The sequence below is a fragment of the Rhizobium sp. PvP014 genome (assembly GCF_017876855.1).
GTDB classification, from domain to species: Bacteria; Pseudomonadota; Alphaproteobacteria; order Rhizobiales; family Rhizobiaceae; genus Neorhizobium; species Neorhizobium soli.
In genome coordinates, this window is record NZ_JAGIOT010000003.1 from 174849 (window position 1) to 197951 (window position 23103).

General features: G+C 56.5%; 19 protein-coding genes. 7 read left to right on the forward strand and 12 right to left on the reverse strand.

The window, feature by feature from the left end:
• Positions 1-32: 32 nt before the first annotated feature.
• A complete protein-coding gene (locus J3A65_RS22405) occupies positions 33-254 on the forward strand; it encodes a hypothetical protein (protein WP_209903945.1) in 222 nt (73 codons plus the stop codon).
• A gap of 201 nt (positions 255-455) precedes the next feature.
• Here the strand turns inward: J3A65_RS22405 and J3A65_RS22410 are convergent, their stop codons facing one another.
• The 3 genes from J3A65_RS22410 to J3A65_RS22420 are packed head-to-tail and all read right to left on the reverse strand — an operon-like array spanning position 456 to position 2253.
• On the reverse strand, positions 456-1598 hold the full coding sequence (locus tag J3A65_RS22410; protein ID WP_209903947.1) for a site-specific integrase: 1143 nt from the start codon (positions 1596-1598) through the stop codon (positions 456-458).
• Positions 1595-1999, reverse strand: a complete 405-nt coding sequence (locus J3A65_RS22415) for a type II toxin-antitoxin system VapC family toxin (protein ID WP_209903949.1) — start codon at positions 1997-1999, stop codon at positions 1595-1597. The genes J3A65_RS22410 and J3A65_RS22415 overlap by 4 nt, the downstream gene beginning before the upstream one ends.
• Complete coding sequence (locus tag J3A65_RS22420) at positions 1996-2253, reverse strand: type II toxin-antitoxin system VapB family antitoxin (protein ID WP_209903951.1); 258 nt, start codon at positions 2251-2253, stop codon at positions 1996-1998. The genes J3A65_RS22415 and J3A65_RS22420 overlap by 4 nt, the downstream gene beginning before the upstream one ends.
• 179 nt (positions 2254-2432) lie before the next feature.
• On the opposite strand from J3A65_RS22420, the gene J3A65_RS22425 reads away from it, so the two are divergent.
• Entirely contained in the window at positions 2433-3572 is a 1140-nt protein-coding gene (locus J3A65_RS22425) for an RHE_PE00001 family protein (RefSeq protein ID WP_209903954.1), read from the forward strand.
• A gap of 144 nt (positions 3573-3716) precedes the next feature.
• Entirely contained in the window at positions 3717-7505 is a 3789-nt protein-coding gene (locus J3A65_RS22430; RefSeq protein ID WP_348635254.1) for a CHAT domain-containing protein, read from the forward strand.
• A gap of 154 nt (positions 7506-7659) precedes the next feature.
• On the opposite strand, the gene J3A65_RS22435 is transcribed toward J3A65_RS22430, so the two are convergent.
• From J3A65_RS22435 to J3A65_RS22455, 5 genes are read right to left on the reverse strand one after another with little or no spacing between them, the layout of a single operon-like run.
• Complete coding sequence (locus J3A65_RS22435; protein ID WP_209903959.1) at positions 7660-8643, reverse strand: hypothetical protein; 984 nt, start codon at positions 8641-8643, stop codon at positions 7660-7662.
• 2 nt (positions 8644-8645) lie between these two features.
• Positions 8646-9428, reverse strand: a complete 783-nt coding sequence (locus J3A65_RS22440; RefSeq protein WP_209903961.1) for a hypothetical protein — start codon at positions 9426-9428, stop codon at positions 8646-8648.
• A 19-nt stretch (positions 9429-9447) separates the two neighbouring features.
• Positions 9448-10074: a hypothetical protein gene (locus J3A65_RS22445; RefSeq protein WP_209903963.1), complete on the reverse strand. Its 627-nt coding sequence runs from the start codon at positions 10072-10074 to the stop codon at positions 9448-9450.
• 8 nt (positions 10075-10082) lie between these two features.
• Positions 10083-12608: a S8 family peptidase gene (locus tag J3A65_RS22450; RefSeq protein ID WP_209903965.1), complete on the reverse strand. Its 2526-nt coding sequence runs from the start codon at positions 12606-12608 to the stop codon at positions 10083-10085.
• Complete coding sequence (locus J3A65_RS22455) at positions 12601-13806, reverse strand: AAA family ATPase (RefSeq protein ID WP_209903968.1); 1206 nt, start codon at positions 13804-13806, stop codon at positions 12601-12603. Before J3A65_RS22455 ends, J3A65_RS22450 begins: the two co-directional genes overlap by 8 nt.
• Before the next feature lie 684 nt (positions 13807-14490).
• On the opposite strand from J3A65_RS22455, the gene J3A65_RS22460 reads away from it, so the two are divergent.
• From J3A65_RS22460 to J3A65_RS22470, 3 genes are all read left to right on the forward strand, one after another.
• A complete protein-coding gene (locus J3A65_RS22460) occupies positions 14491-14826 on the forward strand; it encodes a hypothetical protein (RefSeq protein WP_209903970.1) in 336 nt (111 codons plus the stop codon).
• Between the two features lie 2 nt (positions 14827-14828).
• Entirely contained in the window at positions 14829-15815 is a 987-nt protein-coding gene (locus J3A65_RS22465) for a hypothetical protein (RefSeq protein WP_209903972.1), read from the forward strand.
• 76 nt (positions 15816-15891) lie between these two features.
• Positions 15892-16449 (forward strand): hypothetical protein, encoded by a 558-nt coding sequence (locus J3A65_RS22470; protein ID WP_209903975.1) that lies wholly within the window; start codon positions 15892-15894, stop codon positions 16447-16449.
• A gap of 214 nt (positions 16450-16663) precedes the next feature.
• Here the strand turns inward: J3A65_RS22470 and J3A65_RS22475 are convergent, their stop codons facing one another.
• The 4 genes from J3A65_RS22475 to J3A65_RS22490 form a co-directional block, all read right to left on the reverse strand.
• A complete protein-coding gene (locus tag J3A65_RS22475) occupies positions 16664-18898 on the reverse strand; it encodes a hypothetical protein (protein ID WP_209903977.1) in 2235 nt (744 codons plus the stop codon).
• Positions 18898-20004: a hypothetical protein gene (locus J3A65_RS22480; RefSeq protein WP_348635246.1), complete on the reverse strand. Its 1107-nt coding sequence runs from the start codon at positions 20002-20004 to the stop codon at positions 18898-18900. The genes J3A65_RS22475 and J3A65_RS22480 overlap by 1 nt, the downstream gene beginning before the upstream one ends.
• 76 nt (positions 20005-20080) lie before the next feature.
• Positions 20081-21019: an FAD-dependent thymidylate synthase gene (gene thyX / locus J3A65_RS22485; protein ID WP_209903982.1), complete on the reverse strand. Its 939-nt coding sequence runs from the start codon at positions 21017-21019 to the stop codon at positions 20081-20083.
• Between the two features lie 526 nt (positions 21020-21545).
• Entirely contained in the window at positions 21546-22265 is a 720-nt protein-coding gene (locus J3A65_RS22490) for a YafY family protein (protein ID WP_209903984.1), read from the reverse strand.
• A gap of 95 nt (positions 22266-22360) precedes the next feature.
• Between J3A65_RS22490 and J3A65_RS22495 the strand changes: the two genes are divergently transcribed.
• Positions 22361-22972, forward strand: coding sequence for a glutathione S-transferase family protein (locus J3A65_RS22495; RefSeq protein WP_209903987.1), 612 nt, complete (start codon positions 22361-22363; stop codon positions 22970-22972).
• Positions 22973-23103 lie beyond the last annotated feature (131 nt).

Genomic DNA, 23103 nt, shown 5'->3' on the forward strand with positions numbered 1-23103 from the left:
TCGCTATCAATGTCGAATCAGAGAGGGTTAGCATGGATAGCAGCAAACGACGCGCGATGTTCGAAGCGGTCCGAGACAGGGCCATTAGTCTCGGCCTCAAGTTCGAAGACGACCCTGTTTTCCTAGCAGCTGTCGAAGATTGGATTATCGGAAGGGTTGATGCAGCAGACTTCCGCGAGGTTTACCTAACCCTGCTTGCTCAGCGCGAGCAGTCGCGGCGCGTTGAACACTTCGTTAAACACTGCCTCAGATGAATATTAGCATCTAGCCGAAACTAAGTGCGTATGAGTCGCGGCGAAACGACACCGCCGAGGCATTTGTCGTACACTCCGGCCTTAGACCCAGTATACGCCCCCGGCTTCAGGGGGGTTGTCGCGTTGCGCATTGGCGACAATCAGTTCTCACTGCCAGACAGCGCACCCTTTCCGCATGTCGCGTGTCCATAACGAGTACTCTCAAAGCATTCGTGCCGCTCGCCCGCTACGCCGTGTGGCATTGTTGTAATAGCTCGACGCTTGCTGCACCGAACGGTGGCGCGACTGCTCCATCGCTTCGGGCAGCGGAATGCCGCGATTGGCGGCTTCCGTCAGATATCCTGATCGCAGCCCGTGTGCGGAAAACTCCCCAGGCTCAAGCCCAGCCATTTCAGCCCGCTGCTTGACGATCGCATTGACCGCGCCGGGCTCGAGCGGCCGCTTGGAGAGATTGCCCCAGCGATCAACTTTTCGGAATATGCTGCCCTTGTCGATCCTGGCTACCGCAAGCCAGGCATTCAGCGCATTGACGGGTCGGCCGGTGAGATAAACGACCTCATCATGATCGGCGCCAGATGTCTTCGTGCGGCCAAGATGGATCGAAAGCGAGGGGAGGGGAGAGCCATCGGGAACGTCGATCGATGGCTCGACGGTCAACTGTTCGACGCGCATGGCGGCAATCTCGCTGCGGCGCCGACCGCCCGAGGCGAAAGCGACCATCAAGACTGCTCGATCCCGGATGTCGCGCAAGCTCTCGGTGCCGCAGGTTGCCAGCATCTTGCCAAGGATATCGCCGGTAACAGCCTTGTTGCTCTTTCGACGACGTTGTCGCGGCGCGGCCCGCACAGCGAGCCGTATCGCGGACTTGAGGGCAGGGGAGGCGAAGACTCCGGTTAGTCCGCGCCACTTCGTGAGCGTCGACCACGTGGCGAGGCGCCGGCGCACGGTATCGGGTGCATGCGGGCCTTCCGACCTTAGAAAGCCTTGGCTTCGGAGGTTCTGCGCCACCTCTGCCGGCATCCCGTGATCCGGATCGGTTTCGCGCTTCTGTGGGTCCCACAGATGATGAGCGACGAATTTGAGGAGCAGGGCTTCGGGCGCCGGCCAGGGCAGAGATTTGCCAATCGCTGCCAGGGACCAGGCCTGCAGATAGGCAAGATCAGACGTCAGGGCTCGAAGGGTATTTTCGCCCATGCCCTCGTTGACCAGATGGCGCAGCGTTGCGACGTCCTGATCGGTGAGCAACTCGGCCAGCTCGTCGCGACGTTCCAGAGGCAGAACTGCTGCAATCGTGTCCAACTCTTGGGCGCGGCGATCAACCGGGTCTGAGCCAGTGTATGTCATGCCATCGACGACGCGGGATGCAGTTTGAGATCAGTGTGGCCGAAGTCATGCCCTTTGAACAGGAGCGGCGCCTTGGCAACAGCGGCAACAGCGTACGAGAAACAGTCGCCCATATTGAGCGCAGCTGGATGACGACCCCGGCCAAAACGCTCGAAAGCCTCTTCTGCCGCTCGGTAGTGTCTCTCATCGAAAGCGACAGTCGTGACATTCGCAGTTTCGGCAAGCCGCCCGATCATTTTGGCGGCACTGACGAATCCTTTACCCGACAGGACCATCCGTGCCTCAAGCAAGGTCGGCCAACCGATGATGACCGGCTCGCGTCCCATCAGGGGTCTGAACACATCTGCTTCCGGCTCTTTCATCGATATCGCGATAATAACAGACGTATCGACGGCAATCATATAGGCAGACCGTTTTCATCGTAGAAGTCATCGTGATTGGACGTCGTGCCGGGTGCGACATTGCGTAGATCCTCGGCTGCCAGATCCCATACTGCGTCCATGGGATAGCGGATGTTGTCAGCGCGCAGCTCCTGGTCGTAACGCTCGAGTGCCAGTTCGACCAGCCGGTTGATCGGCTGGCCCGTGCGGCGGGAAAGAGAATGGGCCAGATCTCGGGCCTTGCTGCTGCGAATGGAGAGCTGCGGTTCGGACATGGTGTGCCTCGTGAATCGTGGCTTCAATATAGAGATTACACCTCAGATGGCAAGAAAATTACCATAGATGGCTAACCTTCGATAAGGGGTACTTATCGATGGTTAGGAGCGCAACTGCCAGTCATACGATGTGAGGAATACTATTTTACAGATAGAGTTCCTTTAAGAAATCATATACCATGATTTCAATGGCTTACGATCGAACGAAAATCAGCATGGCAGCCCTGATGCGGCCGGCTTTTGACGCTGGTATCGCTCTGACGCGTTTGGACGAGCGCATCGCCCGCTCACCGGTCGGCCAGGGATGGATCGAACGATCGCATTTCGCCGATGCCTGCGCCTCGCTGTGGATCGACGGCGAACTCGTCCATCTTGAGGACCTCGTCCTTCACGACGCCACGAAGGATATTCGCACACCGACCCATGAGCTGACAATCGCCCGCGACGTGCTGCGCACCCGCCGGCGCATTGCCGCGCAGCTGCCCGGTTGGGCACTTTCGGCCGACGGCATTCGATCACTGAGGAAGACGTCAGAAGTCATGGCGGCCACAGCAGACTCGGAGGAGGTGCTAGGCTCCACCAGACGTGTGAGTGCGACCGATCCAGAAGGGGATGGGGAAGATGTCGATGACATCGAGAACCTTCCTGGCGTCGACTATACCGCAATCGATGCGGTGCTCGCCCGATCGGAGGCTGCAATCGAAAACGCAACACGGCCCGGCCGTGGCGGCGCGGCAGACAGAGACGAACTGGTCTATGATCTCGACTGGGACGAGGATGCCCGGCTGGAGGAATGGCGCGGCGTGCTGCGCCAGGTCGAAAACTTGCCGGCGGTGCTGCAGGCCATTGTCGCCCTCGACGCCTGGAACGAGCTGGCCGTCCTGCAGCACGCGCCGTGGCTCGGCCGGCTGTTGTGCGCCTCCATCCTGCGTCAGGACGGCGCCACGTCAGGCGCGCATCTTGCGGCCATCAATCTTGGCCTGAAAACCATTCCCGTCGATCGGCGCCGTCATCGCGATCGCGAGACGCGATTGCTCGCCATTGTTCACGGCCTGATCGCGGCCGCCGAGCTCGGTCTGAAAGATCATGACCGGCTGACGTTGGCGCGCAGGATGTTCGAGCGAAGGCTGGAAGGACGCCGGACGTCTTCAAAGCTGCCGGAGCTGGTCGAGCTGGTCATGGCAAAGCCGTTGGTGTCGGCCGGGATGGTGGCGAAGACCCTTGAGATGACGCCGCAGGCGGCGCGGCGGATCGTTTTGGAGCTCGGCCTTAGAGAGATGACGGGGAGGGGGAGGTTTCGGGCATGGGGGGTGCTGTAGCAACGGTCTCAGGCATTGCTCACTCGAAACAAGGAGAAGCTTGTGCCGATGTGGCTATTTTGAGTTGTGCCAGTGACTGGGCCTTTGTAGGCTTTTCCGAAATCACACTATGGCTGCAGCCGTGTCCGCAAAGGAAATTTGATTGTGACGATAGACGGAGGAGAGAACACCGGAGGCAGCGAAAGTTCCTCGAATAGTTTGGAAGCGTTTTACAAGCAAAATGGCATCGATTTTGGTGCAGGAGATCTGTTTTGTATCGGCGGCGGTAATTTGCTTCCGAGGCTCAAAGAATACGTAGGAGTATTGGGTCGCTTCTTCAACGATGACGGCCATACTGCGTTCAGCCGAATTTTTGTCGTGGCGCCGCCTGGTTCCGCTTCCGCGCTTACGGACTATGAAGCAGTAGTAAATCATAAAGTGTCTGAGAGCTCTATACGATCCCAGGACGAGAAAGAAAAAAGCCCCTGGCTGCATGTCAGAGAGACGGTTGACTTGCGGGTTGGCTCGATATGGTCGGCTTTGGCCGATATCGACTCCAGGTGTGGCATCGTGATCCTTGACGCTGCTCGCTATCGTGAAAGCGGTTCTTTTCCGGAGGTTGCAGACTTTAATCTCAAAGAGGATGCTTGGGTACCCAGTACTCACGCGATATGCTGCGACCTGGTGAAGCTTGCAGACGATACGCAATCCTATTTCGTTGTCGATACAGGCGAATTGAAACCGGGCCGGGAGAGAAATCTAGACCTCTTAATGTCCCTGGAAAAGGTAGGCTTTGTATCCGCCGAAGGAGCCGACAATGGAGAGGCACTTCTGGCTGCAAGATTGCAGGCTTGGGATCAATATTTGGCTGCGGGCACACTGGGGCCTGTCTTGAATGAAATCGAGGCTCTTCCACTTAAACCGGAAGAGAAAGCATTCTTTCGTATCCAGATGCTCCACCGAGCAGGTCTTCACGGGCAGGCGCTGGGGGAGATCGATCAATTCGCCACTGATCCCGATCTCTCTCCTCTCGTCCATTGCAAATTGGCGAGAATAGCTACAGATGCCGGGGCCACATTTTTAGCTGCGCATTTATTGAGGGCAGCGTTAGAGGGGCAGCCTTCGGTGGAAGGGCTTGCCATGGCGATCGACATCGCCACCGAAATCTCGGAACGTTATCTCGAGGAAAGAGCTGCGTTACAGCTGGAGAGGCTGTTTCCGGAGCATCCGGCTCTGATAAACCGGCTTCTAAAGCAATTCGACGACGCTGATGACTACACAGGGCTATCGAACCTGTGGGAGCGACTTGGAAACGCTGAAGCGCGTGACCTCTGCTTAACTCTCGCGGGACTCATGCCAGCCGAAGGTCTCGCTGATTACAGGGGTATCAGAAAGACCTTAGTTCAGCGGTTCAATAGTTTTCACGTGGACTCTTTGCTAGTCCGTCATGCCAGGCGGAGAAAGCTCTACATGCATGCGCTCGACATAGCCACAACAGGTACAGTCGAACGTCCAACTGCCGCCCATGCCATTTTGAACATTGTTGAAGATTTGACGCTAAGCCGAGATGAGCAAGGGCGTCTCGTAATCTCTGGCGACCAGCTCAAAGACGCGATTGAAAAGGTCATTTCCTATCTCGCTGAGAATCCCACTGACACTTATATCCGTAGCCGTCTCGCTAAGATCCTATCTCTTGAAATAACAGGGACAATGGGGGTGGCTTTGATTGCCGTGCTCTCACTGGATTTCATGCGGCGACCTCTAACGCCGATTGCGATTGACCGTCCCAAGGGACTATCGGCGGATCAGCTTTCCACCAGGCTCGATCTTATTGGCAATGCGTGGAAGTGGCTGGATAGCCAGTCGCCGGTAATGCTCGGGAAAGTCGTTCTTCCCGAACACCTCCTGACCGTGCCCGCTGATGATCTCGCACCTGCCATCATCACCATGATGAAGTACCTTATCGGTAGGGTTCAGGACGACGATGACCTCAAACAGCTCAGGCTGTGGATGATGCTCGGGGTGTCTATAAACCCGCATACGACTGCGAAAGACTACGACCTAGATGTACTTAGACTCGGTGCCGCGGCGTTCGCCATGACTGGGCAGGTTCAGTTCGCCAGGGATATAGCAGAGCAGATTCTGAATCTTAGTGACAATTCGCCGCGAAGAAGACGTACCGGTTGGTTCTCGGTTGCGGACATCTATCAGCGGCTGGGCAATAAAATGGAAAGCCTAATTGCTTTTGCTTGCGCTGCGGCTGGCGATACGGAAGTTGAAGGCGATAAGATATGGGACGAAACTAATGGCCTCGTCCGGCTTCTGAGAGATACCGGCCTGTTTGACGCGGCACGCGAGATTCATGAGTCTGCTTGGAATATCCTTGGCCGACTTGGCCTCGCCGAAGCGAACGCCTATCGGCATCGATTCATGTTGCTGACGATCGATTTAGGACAGGCAAGGCTCAAGGATGACTTCACGTCTGATCTTCCTGCCTTCTTGCACCGCGCCACCGAATGTGCTGAGGAAGAGCTTCAGTCAGCCAGGAATGTCGAACCACAAGCTATCCTACTTGCTCAATTAATTCTCTGGGCACAGCTGGCGGAAGTAGAAGTCCCGGTCAGAACAATTGAAGCATTCGAGCTGCTGCTTGACCAAGCAAGTGGTATGGTCGCTCGGTTAGCTAGATCATTGTCGTCGGCAGAACCGGAACCTGAAGCGCTTTTAAACCTTCATCAGACTACAGAAGCGGCTCGGTACGCTGATGATGTAGCTCACGACGCACGCTTCGTAGCGTTGCTGTCGCAGCGTTTACTAGCATCCGACAGAGCACAATCCGACGCGGTAACCTCAACCTTCGCCATCGAAATGATTTCCGACAGGGCCGTCCCCGCCCCTGGTTGGAAGGTGACATCCAAGCCGCTCTGCATGGTTACAGGTATTGACGAGCCTGCCGCTATTGCAAAGTCTCTATCGCTCGAAGGGTTTTCGGTAATTCTGCTCGGCGCTGACGCCAAGAAACATCTCACGCACGTTCAATGGCGTGGGGGCGAGGGCAGTATAGAGCCAGTGGACGCCTTTTCCGTGACAGATTTCCGCGCCTGGAGCGAAAACCTCCCCTACGAATACGGTATAGACGACGAGACGCCGAACCTCTTTTACACAACTACCGAAAGTCTGCGCCTCACCTGTCTGCCGGCCGGGCCGATTGTCGTTGTTGCGGATACTGAGCTGCAGCAGCTACCTTGCAACATCCTGCGCGTCGGTGACGGATTTGCGGGTGAAAGCCATCCGATGGCTTCAGCTCCGTCTTTGTCTTGGCTCAAGGCCGCGCGAGAAAATCCCGCTGAGACCGACGGCCGTAAGATTGCGTGGATCTCACAGGAAGAGAAGCTTGGGCAGACATTTGTAGCCATCAAAACACGTCTTGCTGATACATTTGAAGAGTATGGGATCGAGCTAGATATCGGGCCGGAAATCCCCGACGGGCTAGCGGGATCTGAACTCGTAATCGTGACAGCTCATGGCGGTCTCGGCTCCGATCAGAAATACTTCCAGAGGGTTAGTGACGAGGGTAGTCTCGTGATGAGCGGCGGCGCTCTTGCCGCTCATCTGCGAAATGTTGGAGTGGTTGTATTGTTTGTTTGCAGCGGTGGACGCACCGACAAGGTACCCGATGCTGTGACCACTATCGGTCTAGCGAAGTCATTGCTCGACCAAGGGTGCACGGCAGTCCTGGCCTCGCCGTGGCCGCTGGACTCACGCGTCACGTATCATTGGCTACCAGCATTTCTAGATTCGTGGACGCAAGGAAGCTCGCTTGCGGAAGCAAACTTTCAGGCGAACCAAGCTGTTGCGAGAGGTTTGGGCGGAGAACCGGCAAAATGTCTCGCGATGACTCTGTATGGCGATCCCTTAAGGACGTGCTTGCAAGCCGATATCGTCTTGGATTGAGTTCCCCCACTACCGGCTCGACATCACTCCCGCTCTTGGCCGATGCGCTCTCCCGCTTTGTCTGCGACGGGGCGTCAAGCTACTCAAGTACCGCCAGGTGGCTGAATACGGCCTAGAAGAAGCGGCAGCTTACTATTTTTGAAGTCCCAAGTCGCTAAAGGCGCAAACCAGTCCGGGCGTCGGTTCGCCATCGAGCTGTATCACCTGGGTCACCATCAATTGTCTGGTTGGAGTAAAAGCTACTGAAAATTCTGCTAGCCGTTCCTATGCCCTCCCAACCCTGATCGGTCGGCTCGACCGGATTTGCGACGAGTTCCACGCCGACGATCTGATCGCCGTCCATGAGCGCAAAAGGTCCCTCCACCGCCCATTCGCCGTGGACGAGCAACACTTGTGCGAGTTTTCGGTCCTTCGGGTCGGTCAGCTCGACGTCGCGGCTGTAGAGCTTCGCCGATTCGATCATGAAGTCGGCGAGGCCGTCGTCGTTAAGAGACCGCGGCATATCCTTCGCCGCGCCGAGCACAAGGCGTAGGGGCGGCTTGGTCATGATCAGCACTTCGCCAAGGCGCTCGAATTCGCTGGCAAGCATGGCCTCCTGCATCGAAACGCGCAGCGCGCCATTGCGGGTTCGGAAGCGCTCCGGTGAGATCACCGACCAGAACCTCCATAGAGACCAATAGATCGCCAGCTTCAAAGGCGTGCCGACAGCGTCGGCATAGGATTGAAGCGACGAGAGATACGCCCGCGACATGCGCAGCTCCTGCGTAGAGGGCTCCTCGCTACGGACGTTCTTAACCTCAACTAGCCATTGCTCGCCGTCATCGAGCACAATGCGAAAGTCCGGCGCACGAAAGTTCTCTGCGGCATGGACGCGTCCGATATCTTGGGTCTTCAGGAGCCTGAAGCGCCCTAAGCTCAGTACCGTCGCCTCGAACAGGCGCTCGACCCGGGAACCGTGGATCAGCGCCAGATCGGCTAATGCTTCCCGCAAACGCGGCTCGGCATCAGCCATGAAGCGCTCGACCAGCGTTTTGTCGGTGAGCGCGATGCCGTTCTTGCACGCAAAAACTGCGACCGAAGCCAGCAAATCGAAGGCCTTCTGCCTCTTGGCCGGTTCGGGCCTCTTCTCTTCACTCACAATTAACCCCTCGCAGATGGATCGATGTCGGGCGGATTCATGTAAGCCCGGAAGCCGGCCAGCGCTTCATCGCTCGGGTTCTCAGTCTCCGGAATGAACCTGATCGTCTCGGCTATGTCGCGGCGCGTGACAGTCCGGATGATTGTGCCGCCATTGCTCATCTCATACTCCATGGAGCCACAATACTGGTTTCGGCGCGCCATGCCGGGAGCGAAAGCGGTCGGCGGCTTCTTGCTGCCCTTCTTGCTCACCTCATGCTTGGCGAGGGCGACCCGGATGAATTCCAGCGTGGTGAAGCCAATTTCCGTCCGCCGCAAATCAATGCGCATTTGTGCCACCAGCTCTGGCCGCTGCTGCGCATCGCGGAGCTGGTCGGCCCTGAGTTCGCGATCATAGTGCCGATAGCCGAGATCGCGCTCGAGATGACCGGCCTTGAAATCCAGCCCGCCGCTGTCGGCGAGTTTGATCACCTCTTCGCAGCGCTGGCGCCAAGTTCGTTGAAGCTCATAGGCGGCGTAGATCCACATCGGCGACAACGCGCCGAGCAAGGCCATCTTCTCGCGCGGGCGATCGTCATCAGCCTGATGACGCATGACCTCGTCTTCGAGAGCGTTCAAGAGATTGTCCACCATGCAGAGTTGACCGGCCTGCATCATTAGAAACGGGTTCTCGGAAAAGCCGGCGAGGCTCTTGAGTGCCTCGACGAGATCGCCCGGACCGATTTCGGCGACCGATCGATAGCGAGGCTGGTCATCGTAGTCTTCGTTGATATGGTCGTCGTCCAAGCTTTCGCCCTCTGCTCATTCAAGCCAGCCAGTACGGCGGATCGGGCACTGCCATCGGCAAAGGATCCGCCCGTCCCCAGAAGCACGTCGTCGCCCCGATGTAGCGAATGAGGTCGCTTTTTCTAATCCTCAGATGCTCACTCGCCAGGCGGGGTCCGGGCACCAGGTCGACGTAGTCGATAGCCGTGTCGGACCACAGCTGCGGTGCCATGACGCGAAGCCGTTCGCAGGAAGGTCCTTCGCCATGGCGCACGACATTGGCGACCGTGAACATCTCGGTTAGCTCTGCGCCGAGATCGTCGATCGCCAGATCGATGCTCGCCACGCCCGCGCAAAAAAGTAATTGTTCCTGGAACACCCGGAGTTTGGCAGCGTCGGTCAGCCCCTTTGCCTTAGCCCAGATGCTGAGCTGCCGCTCGAAAACGGCGGCTAGCGTCAAGACGAAGGATTTTGCAGCCTCGTTTGCCGTGTAGTTGTCGACCTGGGTCGCTGCGCGGTCCAGAAACTCGTCCATCGAGCCGGCGTCGCCATGTTCGAGGACGGGATGGAGCGCCAGCGCATCCATCGTGGGCTGGATGACGCGCACGAACAGTCGGTCGAGATTCGCCTGAAATATTCGAGGGAGCTGTTCGTTTTGCGCCGCCATGCTCACCATTACCGAGGACGTAGTCGTGTTGTCGTCCGAACATCATGCGCGCGGGCATTGCTAGCTTGCAGCGCTTGACGCATTTCTTGAAACACCGGCTTCTTGCCGTCCGGATCCTCCAACGTAAGCAGCACGGCGAAAGGTACTCCTTCCGCAGGAAATTGCGCCTCTGCCCGTACGAGACTGGTTACTTCCAGTCGCCACTGAGATGAGGCGCCATTTTCATTGAAAGTCGTTTCATACTGTTTCGCGGGCCACCATTTCAGACCGTGATCAATCAGCGCTTTCTCAGGAATGGCAAGATTGGTCGATTTCGGCATGTACCGGGCCGAGATCTGGTTTGTGTGGCGGATGCTACCATCCTTTGCCGGCTCAAGCTGCCGCTGCTTGAGTGATGCCTCCAGGTTGACTCGTACAAATTCTGCTCCAAACGCCGGATCGAGCGGCGGAGAGTAAACCAACGTGATACGCGCGCGTCCCGAACAACGTCCATTATCGACGAGGCTTTGCGGCCAGGCGAACGGGAATCGAAGGATAACCGGCTTGCGTTCGCCGATACTCAATCGGCTCTGAAAAAGTAGCGTGATCTGATGGTCGTCTGTTTCGAGCATCTCGCTTACTCGATCAGGCTTGCCAAATCCGGCAAACTGTCGGCCGAGATCCTTGAGGCCTCGTTTCGTTAGAGGTTCAGGCATCGCCGTATGGTGAAACATCATCGCACGCAGCGCTTCTGTAGAAAGACCGCCTTCGGTTGCCACGTCCAGTCCAGCCAGTGTTCGGGCCACAAGGGGTGCGGCGAAGCTTGTGCCAACTACGCTTTGTTGCTTGCCATCTGCCCCGACCGAAAAGAGACCGGTCGATTTTGTCGGATGGCTAACGCCAGCCCCACCATATGTCGCCACATCAGGCTTGACGCCAACCTGCAAGCCTGGGCCACGCGTCGTATAAACTGTTGGTGCGTCAACGATCTGGTCGGTCCCCGGTGGATTAAGAGCGCCGACAGATACCGAGCGGACGCTTTCTGCAGGTTTATTGATAGTGTCCGGGGAAGTTCTGGTTGCAAAATAGTTTACGACATCAATCGGCCGCTTCGGCCATGCCGAGCGGGATTGCGCTTTCGGCAAATTACCAGCCGAGTTCACAAAGATCACACCATAAGTATCGGCGATCTGATCGAGGCGTGAGGCATAAATGCTGTAGCGATGACGTTCGACGGCGGCCACTGCATTGATCGAGAGGTTGAAAATCCTAACTCCGTGCTGTTCCTTCGCTTCGGCAACCGCTTGCTCGATCTCCTCGAGAAAATCGGAGAAACCTTTCGGATATTTCGCCATAAACGGCCCATTCGGGTAGAGCGGGATGTCATAGAGATGACAGCCATTGGCTTCTGCCACGACCGCCGGACCGTTGACGAGCTGACCGACGGAAATCAGGCCAGCGACATTCGTCCCGTGCAGCAAATCGTATTCGCCCTGTGACAGATAGTCGAAACGGCCGATGATCCAATCATCCAACACGTTTGAAACGCCTGAATCAATCACACCCACCACCGGATATGTCGAACGCTCTTCCGGCTGCGGAATCACCAACGCCTGAGCTTCGGTGTCTTGGGAAAGGCCGACAAGGGTCTGGTCGTCCGTGAGTTCAAGCAGCACGGGCGGTAAGATGGCCCTGACAAGAGGGTGCTGTTGAAGAGCGTTCAGAACCGCTTCGTGGCGATCGGGGTCGCGATCGACAACAGGAACTGCGGTTTGCGGGATCTCTGTTCGCGCCAAACTCGCACGGCTGTCGATCAATGCCTCTGCGCCGCCCACAGTCAACTGAACCTCGAGAACCGGTGTGCGGCCAAGCTCGAATGCCAGATAGCTGCGAGCGCCGCGACCCAATGAGAGAAGAAGTTGCTCCAGCGAGCGCCGAAGTGCGATCCGCCCGGTCGGATCATCTGCGATCACTCGCGCGACAGGGGTTTCAAACAGCTCCACCTGGTAGCCGGAGACGACACGCGGATCATCGAGTGCTGCGATCGCAGCGGCAGTGGAGAACGACCGTTTCTGTTCAGGAGAGGCGACCTCAAGCGATTCTACCGCTCCGACCTCGGCCCGAGCAGCTGATGGTGACTTATAGGCTTCACCGTCTGACTGCCGGTACTTCGTCTCCACGGTCAGTTCCGCAGCTTGTATACGGTCACGCAGACCCCTCATGTAAATTAACGGCGCCCGGAAATAGAGCGTTCCTACCGCATCTGCTCCCACGCACGGAAACTGATCGTGTTTGAAGAGCCAGTGAACCGGGCGGTAGGATTTAGCCAGCGCCTCATTGCGCATTTGTACTTTCAAATACGCCGCCGGCCCGTTCGGGCTTTTTGTAAGATGCTCAATGATCCGATCTACCGACGCCAGCAATGTGGCTTTATGCGCAGCGAATTCCCGATCAGCCCCCTCGAAAAAATCTTTGTTGCGCGGCGGTTGTCCCGGATCAGGAGCTTGATGGAAGTCGCGGTCATTCAAAATGATCTGGACGGGATTATTAGGCATTGGCACCCTCCATCAAGCCAAGGTGGCGCTTTGTTTTCTTGAGGTCGCTAACCCGAGATTGTCCGTAGCCTGTCGCCTCGCCGATTTCTGTCTGCTTCATCGGAAATTCGCTGTCATTTGCGATCAAGCTCACGAAGGCTTCCTGGTCGGCGGCGAGAATCCGCGCGGGTAGATGATCATGATGTGGTGTACGACCTAAAACGGTGCTGAGCGCATGGAAAAGCGCAGGTCCGTCATGCTCGGCCCCACTCACTGCGATTGTGCGCTTTACTGCTGTACATACGCGCTCAATGTCGGAGCCAGATCTGCCGGCTAAACAGTAAGAGAACACTCGAAGAGTGCCAGTGGGAGCCTCGATAGGGCGAAGAAACCGGCTGATCAAAAATTCGCGCGCTTGCCCTGCGGGTTCCCCTATTTGGATCTGGGTCTCGAACCGACGCCACACGGCAGGATCCAAAAGCCTGTCATGGTTTGTGATCGCAATCGTGATACCGTGCCCGCGACGCAGATCGAGGTTTTGCAGCAGCGTATTGACCACGCGCTTTATCTCACCAATCTCCTGAGGGTCATCGCGGAGTTTTGCCAGCGCGTCGAATTCGTCAAGCAAAAGAACGCACGCATATCTGTTCGCGAAATCGAAAAGATTGGCAATATTGCGGGCAGTTGTTCCGAGAAACGAGGAAATCAGCCCGTCTATGCGCGCCGTTATCAGCGGCAGCCCCAGCCGCGCTGCGATGTGATGCGCGGTTAGGGTTTTTCCAGAACCCGGAGGGCCGTAGATCAACAACGACCGTGTAGGCTCAACGCCCACGGATTTCAGTGCCGCAATGCTGCTCCACTCCTTGAGAAGTTCTTCGATTGTCTCTCTAACCGCGTCGCCATAGACAGGAGACTCGTTTGAGCTGGCGGGGAAGTCGATCGAGCACAGTTTTGCGCCGGTTTCTTTGTCGATCGGTGGGTTTATGCCCTGCGCTAGAACCTCTCCGACAATCTGAGCGCGGGACACCTCGACCCGGCTGGGAGCCAGATCATGTGCCTCCTGGGCCGAAGCGCGCAACCGATCAATCGTGGCAGCCTCTTTCACCTGACCGGCCTTTTCGAGGCGGTCACGCAACCGGAGGATCTGTTTGTCCAGCGCATCTCGATCGCCGGTCAGTGCCGCTCGAATGACGCTTTGTATCGCTGGGAAGTGTTCCATACCACGTGCCTGACATAAAAATCTGTTCTTATAAGATTCATATGTAAGAGCGCCCGATTTGGCAACAGAAATGACGAGGCCGAATCATCCATTTGGGCGTTTGAACCGAAAAAGGCGCATTTCAATCGAGATTTCCGAACTTTGAATCGGCCCGAATGCGCTCCCTATTCCGAGCAACTTCAGGGCGGATAGGAATAGGAATCTCGCTTGAGCGACCCTTGGGTCCGACGTACGCTCCCAAAAGGTGATTCCTTCCCGACTTGTGCCAGGTCAAATTGGAAAAAAATCAATCATGGTGAAGCGTTCCTTGGGGTCGCCTTGTAATTGGCGGCAGGCGGTCCAGTGAGGAAACCACCATGACTCCCGTACTGCTTTCCGAAGACAATCTTGACGTTCTGAAGGTCATTGCCAAGCGGGCATGCTTGGCACAAGCGGTCCGGTCAGCGCATATTACTGAGGCACTCGCGTACGGTCTCGGCTTCGCAACGCAGGCTGCCTTGCTTGCGAAACCCGCAGTGTGCCAGAACTCAGGCCCTTCCTGGCCGATTTCAATCAGGATAGGTTTGTCATAAGACTTCGACAGCTTGGCTATCCGCTGACAGAAATGCGGTCCTTTTCGATGACGACGGTTTCAGAAATTTGCCCGACCGCACGTGGATCGACATTGAGGCGAATGACACGAAGATGCAGAATTTCTGGTTTGACCAGTGCAAGCTACGGGATATTCCCTACATTTATGTCGTGCGCAGGAGAAAATATGCTGAGCTACAGTGGGACTGCGTTTCGGTCGATCCTGCTCACGAAGCACACGTTCAGGGAGATCAGGGCGCTGATCTTGTCCGTGGCATGTTTGGTACCTTTCAAGCCGTAGCGCGGAAGCTGCCAAGCAAGGCGCTATTTGAAGGTAAGAGCATGGTCGGATCTGTTAAGGGACTTCCCATTGAGCTCGTGCCCGAGCTTGCTGATGCATTCTTCTCTGCTCTGTATAAGCCAATGCAAGATCATGGGGCTCCAGCGTAGATATGGACCGGACAGTTCAACCCGCGCAAAGGCCGATACCATTCAATACACCGATCGTCGGCAATCCTTGGCATAATCGTCTGATTGTTTGGAAGGATCCAACGACTTGGCATGAGCCGCTTTCCTCGTGGCTCATGCCAAGGGTTGCTCCGCGCCGAAAACTCAGGCTCAAGCAGCGCAAGTCGCTCGATCTATTCTGGGACGACCCCGAATGGATGGAGCGGCTGGACGGCGCATTGACGGATCCTATCGAGGAAGTCGTAGAGAAACTTGCAGAGGATCTCGGATCTGCGACGCTTGAAACGTATCACGGTTGCCGCGTTCACGACGCAGGCGTGTTTCATCGTGAAGGATTGCGGATCAACGATCCGGAAAAACTGGAAGCGGAAATTCGACGCATGGTTCGGGACGAACCTTCTTTGCACCGCTTTTCGGATACAGTCGAAAGTATGATTGCCGAGTTCGATGCGCGCGACCGCGACGTGGGGCGTATCTGGCTTTGCGCGGATGATCGTACCCAGCTTGATCGTATTGGGCACTATGCGCTTTATGGTTCTGAGTGGATTTTATGCGTGTTCGACACCAGAGCGCGTCCTGCGCTGCGAGAGATTGGCGTCTCAACGATTTTGAAAGTTCATATTCCATTTGAACAAATGAGGACTGTGTTCCGAAAGGCGATTGCAGAAAGGCTTCTTCAGGAATGGACCCGCACGACGATCAATCCGACAGGCTGGACACCAAAGATCGACTTCTCGATAAGCCTCTTGGAAAATGTTCCTGCATCTATGATTGTGGGTCATACGCATCCGGCTGCACTCAAGGATCCTTTTTCAGGTTACGCGCTTCGTCGATCCACCCGTGAAGATTGTCCGCATTGTAGCAGTGATCGTATTACAGCATCCTCCGCCCTTGGCGACGACGCGGCTATCGTTCAAAGCCCGATGCCAAAATCTTCAGAGGGTGGTCATGGCGGAATTTTGTGCGTGTAAATGCGCCCTGACCGATCAACTTTAACCTGAGCAATCTGCTCCCCGAGCTAATTCAATTCCAGGAGGAATCGCAACCGTGGCTCAAAAGAAAATCAGCGCTCGATTACGAGCAGAGTTTAAAGAGGTCGCTCGTCAGATTATCAGCGTTGACCGTATGGCTCTCAAGCACGGAACGTCGCAGAACACAATTGGCGCAATAGAACGGGCGATGGTGGATGCATTCCAGCTGGGTCAGGAATTGGGATTAAGCGAGGAGCCGTATTTTAAAACGACCGATGCGTTTGTCGATTGGATTGAAATCCCGCCTCGGGCTCGCGACACGCTATCTGAAATCAGTTTCCGTCTTGGCTACGGGGAAAACAGACCGGATACGATATCGGTTAGGCTGCTACGGTTGCTCACTCCCAAGGGTATTCGATGGGTTGAGGAGACCAAGGCGGACCGGGAAGACCCGCGTAGCTTTTCCGCTGGCGGGATAAATCCATTGATTAAATTGGCTTTGCTAGCATCCGTGGACGGGAATGAAGACGTCATCCAGCTTACCGAGAAAGGCGTCTTAACATGCAAGGAATATTGGAGGCGATCGAATGAGAGAGATCCAACCCTTCCTAAGATGAACGTGCGCGCTTGGTGAGCCGACTTAACCAGAAGGTCTGAATTATCAGAGATTTGGCGGCTTGTATCGAGATGGCCAAGCTAGGGGCAATGGTTCGAATCTTTTTAAACGCTAGAAGCGTAAAGCTGCGGCTTTGCGCTCCCGTTGCGGTCGTGCAGTCCGACATTGCGATCTTTTTCAAGAGGCGCTGGTCTCCTCACAGCGCTGGAAGTTCAGTCACAAACTAGGGCAATTAGGCGGGTTTCGGGGTTGCCACATCGTCGACGCCATACGGGTTTGGTGAAAGAACGTAGGGGAGAATGGTAGAAAGAAGCTCCGGCAGTTCCTTTGGATAAGAGGCGACGCGCTTCAAGTCGATAGTCGCCAATGTCATTCGCCGTGTCGCCAGCGCCATCAGGAATTCGAGAACTGCCTCACCTTGGTTTTCTGCGTGACGCTCCAGCATTTTCAGTACCAAATGGCCAATCTTGGCGCTGTGGCTGGCCATTTGGGGGTCGGCGTAACTTAACTCGTGCGGAAACGCTGCCCGTAATAGGCTGGCCTGGATTATGCCGTCGTTGAAGCGCGCGAAGTTTTCGCTCGATAAAACGGTTAGGTGGAACGGCGATTGCGAGAGAGGCGCTGCCTGCCCGGTCTTGGAGGGGGTCCGACGGTTTTCGAGGATTCCGGCAATAGTGGTGAACACGTCGCCTTGCCGTATCTTTTCAGTTTCATAACCAGGATCCCAGAAGGCGAAGCTCGGCCTCAACTCAAGCGATTGGCCACCGGTGTTGGGAAGGAAGAAATCGTCTTCGACAATGGTTTTGGACAGGGTGCCCCGTCGGCGCTCCGCAAACTCGAGTACGTCAGCGTCGGCCTTATTCTGTGACTGATCAAGCTGCACTTTCGTCCAGAATTCCAGCTCTCGCTTCCAAGCTAGGTAGCGGTTTTGGTGAGGCAGGGTCATCGCATCGACCGCGCAAAAGGTATGCTTGTACTCTTTGTTGTTGTGTTCGAGGTCCTTCAGCAAACTCACTTGATGTTCCGCCGCGCTGTGCTTGCTCAAGCCGGCTAGGTATGTTCGTGGCAAATTTCTGAAAGGGGTGCGAAGGTCTCGACTTGCGTCTTGAAACGATTGGCCGGAGCTCACGGTGGCTGCGACGATAACCACGCCCTTCTGGTCTCGCGTCGCATCATCGGGCTTTGAAGTATCCAAGACAACGGGCCTCTTAAGACCGAGGGCCTGGACTTCGTCCGCGACAATTGCGGCCAGTAGTTTGCTGTCCTCACCTGCCGTTGGCAGGATGTGTGATGTAGAGGCCGGAACGTTGCGCTGAACGAGTTTGCTGATGGCCGACCGGTTTCCTGGAGCCAGCAATGTGTGCCCCAGGTCTACAAAAAGACCATGACCCGTGTGTTCCCTGTCCAGTCGCAGGCTGAACGCGTTCTGCCCGCGATACTTCTTCATTACTGCCTTGAAAGCTGACGTCGCTGCCGCCTCCACGAGCGTGTAAGGGGTGATGGTAGCGGCGTCCCTCAGGAACTGGTCGCCGACAAAAGTGATCAGCCTGGAGCCGTCTTGGCACCAGGGGCATGTGGTATCGTCGAAGGTCTCCAGCATCAGCGGCTCAAGTCTTGTTGTCGTTTCACGCGCGTCGAAAACGACCGTTCCCGAGAAACTCCTTGCCGTCGAGAAAAGCGTGATAATGCGTTGAGCTGGAAGCTTGGTCCGTCCCGCAACGAGCTCGGGAAGAGATCCGCTAGCGGTTGCAGATATTAGTATCAACTCCTTCGTATGGTCCTGAATCCAGAGCTGGTCGAGGCCCTCGTATGACAGAAAGCTCTGAATCTGGATGCTGGAGGTCGCGTCTTGCGATAGGCGGCTTTTCAACGCGTAGGCCGCGTACACGAGAGATGCGATGGAGGATGAGTCGATCCAAACCTTCTCGGTGTGTACAGTAAGGTAAGGTAGCAAAGCCAAGGCAAGAAAACCGATTTCTTCGCCCTGTATCAGTGCATTCGCGGCCCTGAAGAACGCGCGCGAGTGTTTGCGACGTGGATGAATGAAATGATGGGCATGAGGTGCGACCAACACGGCCCCACGCGACGAAACAAGGTGATGCGTACCGGAATGAATGATCTCTTTGAAGTCGCTAGCGGTAAGCTTCATAATCCCTTGCAAAACCGAGGACGCGGGTGCGGTCACTTTCCCTTGGTCATCGAATGAAGCCACGACAATAGCGGTATCGGCCGGCAATCGTATGAGATCTCGGGCTTGGATCATCGCCTTCAGGGCCTTCGCCATGCTTTTCGCTAGATCTGCCGGAGCGATTATGATCAGGGCTTCAGGATAGGGATTTCCACTCAGAATGTCCTTGTCAACGACCTCGATCACGTCCTGCTCTCGAAAGCTTGCGAGAGTTGTCACCAGCACGAGGCAGTCAGCGTGTTCCTCACGAGACCAATGAAAATGGTAGAAGGAGCTCATTAGTTACCCAGCCCAATTGGAATGAGGATAGTAAAGACCGCGCCGACGACGTGGGCGTGCTGTTTTGGCGTTCCTCCATCGACATCGAGGAACGCCAGGTCCTCGTCGAGCACCCGCGGCTGCGTTATTTTGGGCGGAAACCATTTGCAGAGGGACAATCTGCCGGTCCTCAATCTCATGAAACCGCCGGCCGATTTTAAACCCAACATTACGCGGGGAAGCCCCCATCCATGGGCTGAGTTTGGAACTGACGTGATACTCTTTAAAAAGCATTGATGAACGAGGCCGTATTCCTGAGCAATCGACATCTGCTCGGGTACTGGACTGCCGTAGGCCCGTGCGGCAAGCCCGGGACCACTGTCGAAGACCGACACCTCCAAAAACTCCACCCGGGGCCTTGCGGCATGCCGCTCCATACTTTCGATGTATTCGCGGAGTGTCGGGAGCCCTCCGGAGAACGCTTCAATAGGAATATCAACGGGTCTTAGGGCAAATACGATGCCGCGCGCCGAGCGTCGGTAGAGCGCTCCGTCAAGGTCAGTTCGAGCGTGGAGATGCGTGTTCGAAAAGAGTTCCCGAAACAAGGTGGCCAGAAGCTCGGTATCGATACCGTCCTTGTTCAGTCGCTTCCGAGCGATCAGCCTCGCCAACGCTTGCTGTACAAGACCGGTGAAGTCGCTCCGCACCTCGCCTGTCCTTGGATGATAAAGAAACGGATTTGGGCCGTCTCGCTCCAAGTGATCCACCGAGATTAACGGGAGCGATTGCCCATGGATTATTTGACCAAAGCTGCCGCCATAGAGTTCGTCCAACCGCTGACTGACCAATCGCAGCATTCCGCCCGTGACGTCACGCTCGCCGTCGCGTCCGATGATGCGGTCGGCGAAAGCCGCGGCGATGAGCCCGTAGGTACGGTCAAGCAAGGTTTCCGCGGCGTGTTCGGGAGGGACATCACTACTGAGTTGGAGCGTGGCCGAGGGCTCATTGCGGCGGGACCATGTCATCGCGAGCTGCGCGCTGCTGACGGAGCCGCCCGGCCTTGCCTCGAACCCCCACTTATTTGGCACCGTTAGCCTGCTTCCGCGTTCATTGACGAGATCAAGCACCGCCTCAAGTTTCTCGTATCCCGCGCTTAGGCCGAGACGATCGCGTGTATCAGCTCCGTTTGCCATATCGACGGACTTACTGATTAGCCAAGACGGCTTGGAACTCGTCCCACTCGCGCTTCGACATTGCGGTGTCGGACTGTTCGAGCGTCTCGCCAGCCAACATTCTGCGCAGTGCCTTGACAGCTTCGCCTGAGAAACTCGCCGCTTCGAGGCGGTGCTCGCGGAAAGCGTCGAAGGTCAGTGGAACCCATTTTTGCAGGATTTCGAGAATGACATCCGCATAGACCCTGATCTCATACTGAGCATGTTTGTCGGCCCGCAATCGTAGGAAATTCATCAGATTATGGAGGTCGATCTTCCAGTACCATTGCGTATAGAAGTTCAGCGATAGGTTCATTCGCGCTAGTTCGCGCGCCAATCCCTGTCTACCCTCATCAATAGGTTTTCCGGTCTCGTCGTGGTTCAACATGTCGAGATAATGATCGTAAGACCGTTGCGAGTCCTCGGTCAGGAGATCGAGAATACGCTTGGCCTCGTCGGTGCCGACAACTTCACCACGGCCCTGACGGTTCTGGACCGATTGAGCGGCGAGCTGGGCCGGTTCCGGTATGTAGAACTCACGGTCGAGGATGGAGTAGCGGGCAGAATACTCATTGACGTTGGCCATGCGGTGCCGGATCCATTGACGAGCAACGAAGATCGGCATCTTCACATGTAATTTTATCTCGGCCATTTCAAAGGGTGTCGTATGCCAATGGCGCAGCAGATAGTTGATTAAGCCGCGATCTTCGCTCACTTGGCGTGTTCCGCGCCCATAGGATACGCGCGCCGCCTGGACCACGGCACTATCGTCGCCCATATAGTCGACAACGCGGACGAAGCCGTGGTCGAGGACGGGAAACGCTTCGTAAAGGATTTCTTCGAGGCCGGGGGATACTGCTCTCCGGGTAGACGCGGAGGTGCCTCGCGACTGTTGGATCTGGAGCTTTTGTTCGTCAGAGAGAGTGCTCATCGTGATCCTCATATTCCTATTTACTGCTTGACTCGGCAGGCTACCAAGTAAGGCCCAACCGTTCTACATATGTGTCGCAAACAAATGGTTGACGAGCAAGGATTACAACGAGTCTGCTGATGCAATGGAACCGCGAAATGGTTCGATTTTTGGGAAGGGCGCGCACTACTCACTGGGTTCGTGCCGCTCAGCGCACCTTGCTGCTGTTGCTTGCGCCTGGAGACCACTTACGGCGCAGCGCCAGAACCATTTGGCGCAGCCCCTCGCGAGTCACCCCTTATCGGCGTTCCAGAGAGCAAGTAGTTGGCCGGATTAGAGGATTTGATGCAAATATAACCTGCTGAACGACGGGGTCGGCAGTTCGAGTCCCTTCAAGGCGAAGGCGCGGCTAGCATTTTTGCTCGAAACCATGCCGCCCACTTGCAGTGACAGCATTGCGCCTCAACGCCGCCGTTCGGACATCTGGTGCATCTACGAAAGCAGTCCGAACGCGGTCCTAGACATACCGGCCGCGTCGTCATTTTGCTTACTGGCTGCTCAAGATCATCCTTGATGTTTCGGACACACCGGCGTTCAGAATGGCAACGAAGTTCCTGAGCATCTGAACCCGGCGCGGACGAAAGCTCTCCTCCGTCATCTGGATGCCGGCGATGCGGTCGACGCGGAACTTGCGGAAATCCTGGCGCAGGCAACACCAGGCAAGCAACACCAGCGTCCTCTCCAGATAGACGATCGCCAGCGGCAGCACTTGCCGGTCGGTCCGTTGCTGCTCCGCGTCCACATAACTTATCACCACCCCGCGTTCTTGCCAGCAAGCCTCGCGCAGAACGCCGACATCGACGACCGGCGGATCGCGGCGCTCGAAGTGATAGACCTGGGAGGCGGCATGCAGTGCCTGGCGTTGTAGTCGGTCGGGCAGCGTTGCTGTGACCTTCGAAAGCACGGCACGTGCGGCGGCCGCGAGAGCAGGTTCACCCATATGGCGCACCTCAGCGAGGCCGAGCACCAGGGCTTCGATTTCAAGCCGTGTGAACGTCTGTGGCGGCAAGGCGATGTCTTCCGTCAGCCTGTAGCCGAAGCCGCGCTCGCCATCGATGACGGCGCCCGCGGCGCGCAGGCTCTCGATGTCCCTGTAGAGCGAACGCAACGACACGCCAGTCTCCTGTGCAAGGCGCGCGGCCGTGACCGGGGAGGGGAGATTGCGAAGCGCCTGGAGCAGGCGAAACAGACGATCACTACGAGCCATGACTTTGGACGATAAATGAAGCCTACTGCCGGAAATTGGCAGTTGGCGGAGTGTATAAGATCTGCATTGCCAAAACGCAACCAAGGATCCAGACTATGCTGACGCTCTTTCACGCCCCCCGCTCGCGCTCGACGCGTATCATCACCCTCCTTCGCGAACTAGACGCCATCGACAAGGTCGCGATCGAGATCGTCGATATCACCCGCAGTGATGGCAGCGGCCGCAGAGATTCGAAGAACCCGCATCCGGAAGGCAAGGTGCCGCTGCTCGAGCATGACGGCGTCTTCATCTGGGAGAGCATCGCGATCATTCAGTACCTGACGGATCTTTTCCCGCAAAAGAAGATGGCGCCTGCTCCCGGCGATCCGCAGCGTGGTCGGTATCTCAGCTGGCTCGCGTGGTATGCCGGCGTGGTCGAACCTGTGTTGATCTTGCAGGCAGCCGGGGTCTCCCATCCTTTTGTGGATGCTACCTTCCGCAGCCCTGCGGAACTTGCGGCACGCCTCGAAACCGCACTCAAGAATAGGCCCTATCTGATGGGAGAGCGATACACAGCCGTCGATCTGCTGCTGCATTCGCCCTTTGCCTGGTACCCTGCAGCGACGCCGGACAGCGACGTGGTCAAGGCATGGATTGAGCGTTGCCGCGAGCGGCCATCGCTGCAATGGACCGCCGACTATGACGGCCGCACCGTTGTTGCGGTTTGATCACCTGCACCGGCCGCTCCAGGGCGGCCACTCGACCCGGATCCATCCCGCTCGTTACTCCGTTAGGCCAAGTGGCCACGGAAGGATCTCGAGCACCATGATTCCGGTTTAGATAGCAAGCGCCTAGTCTA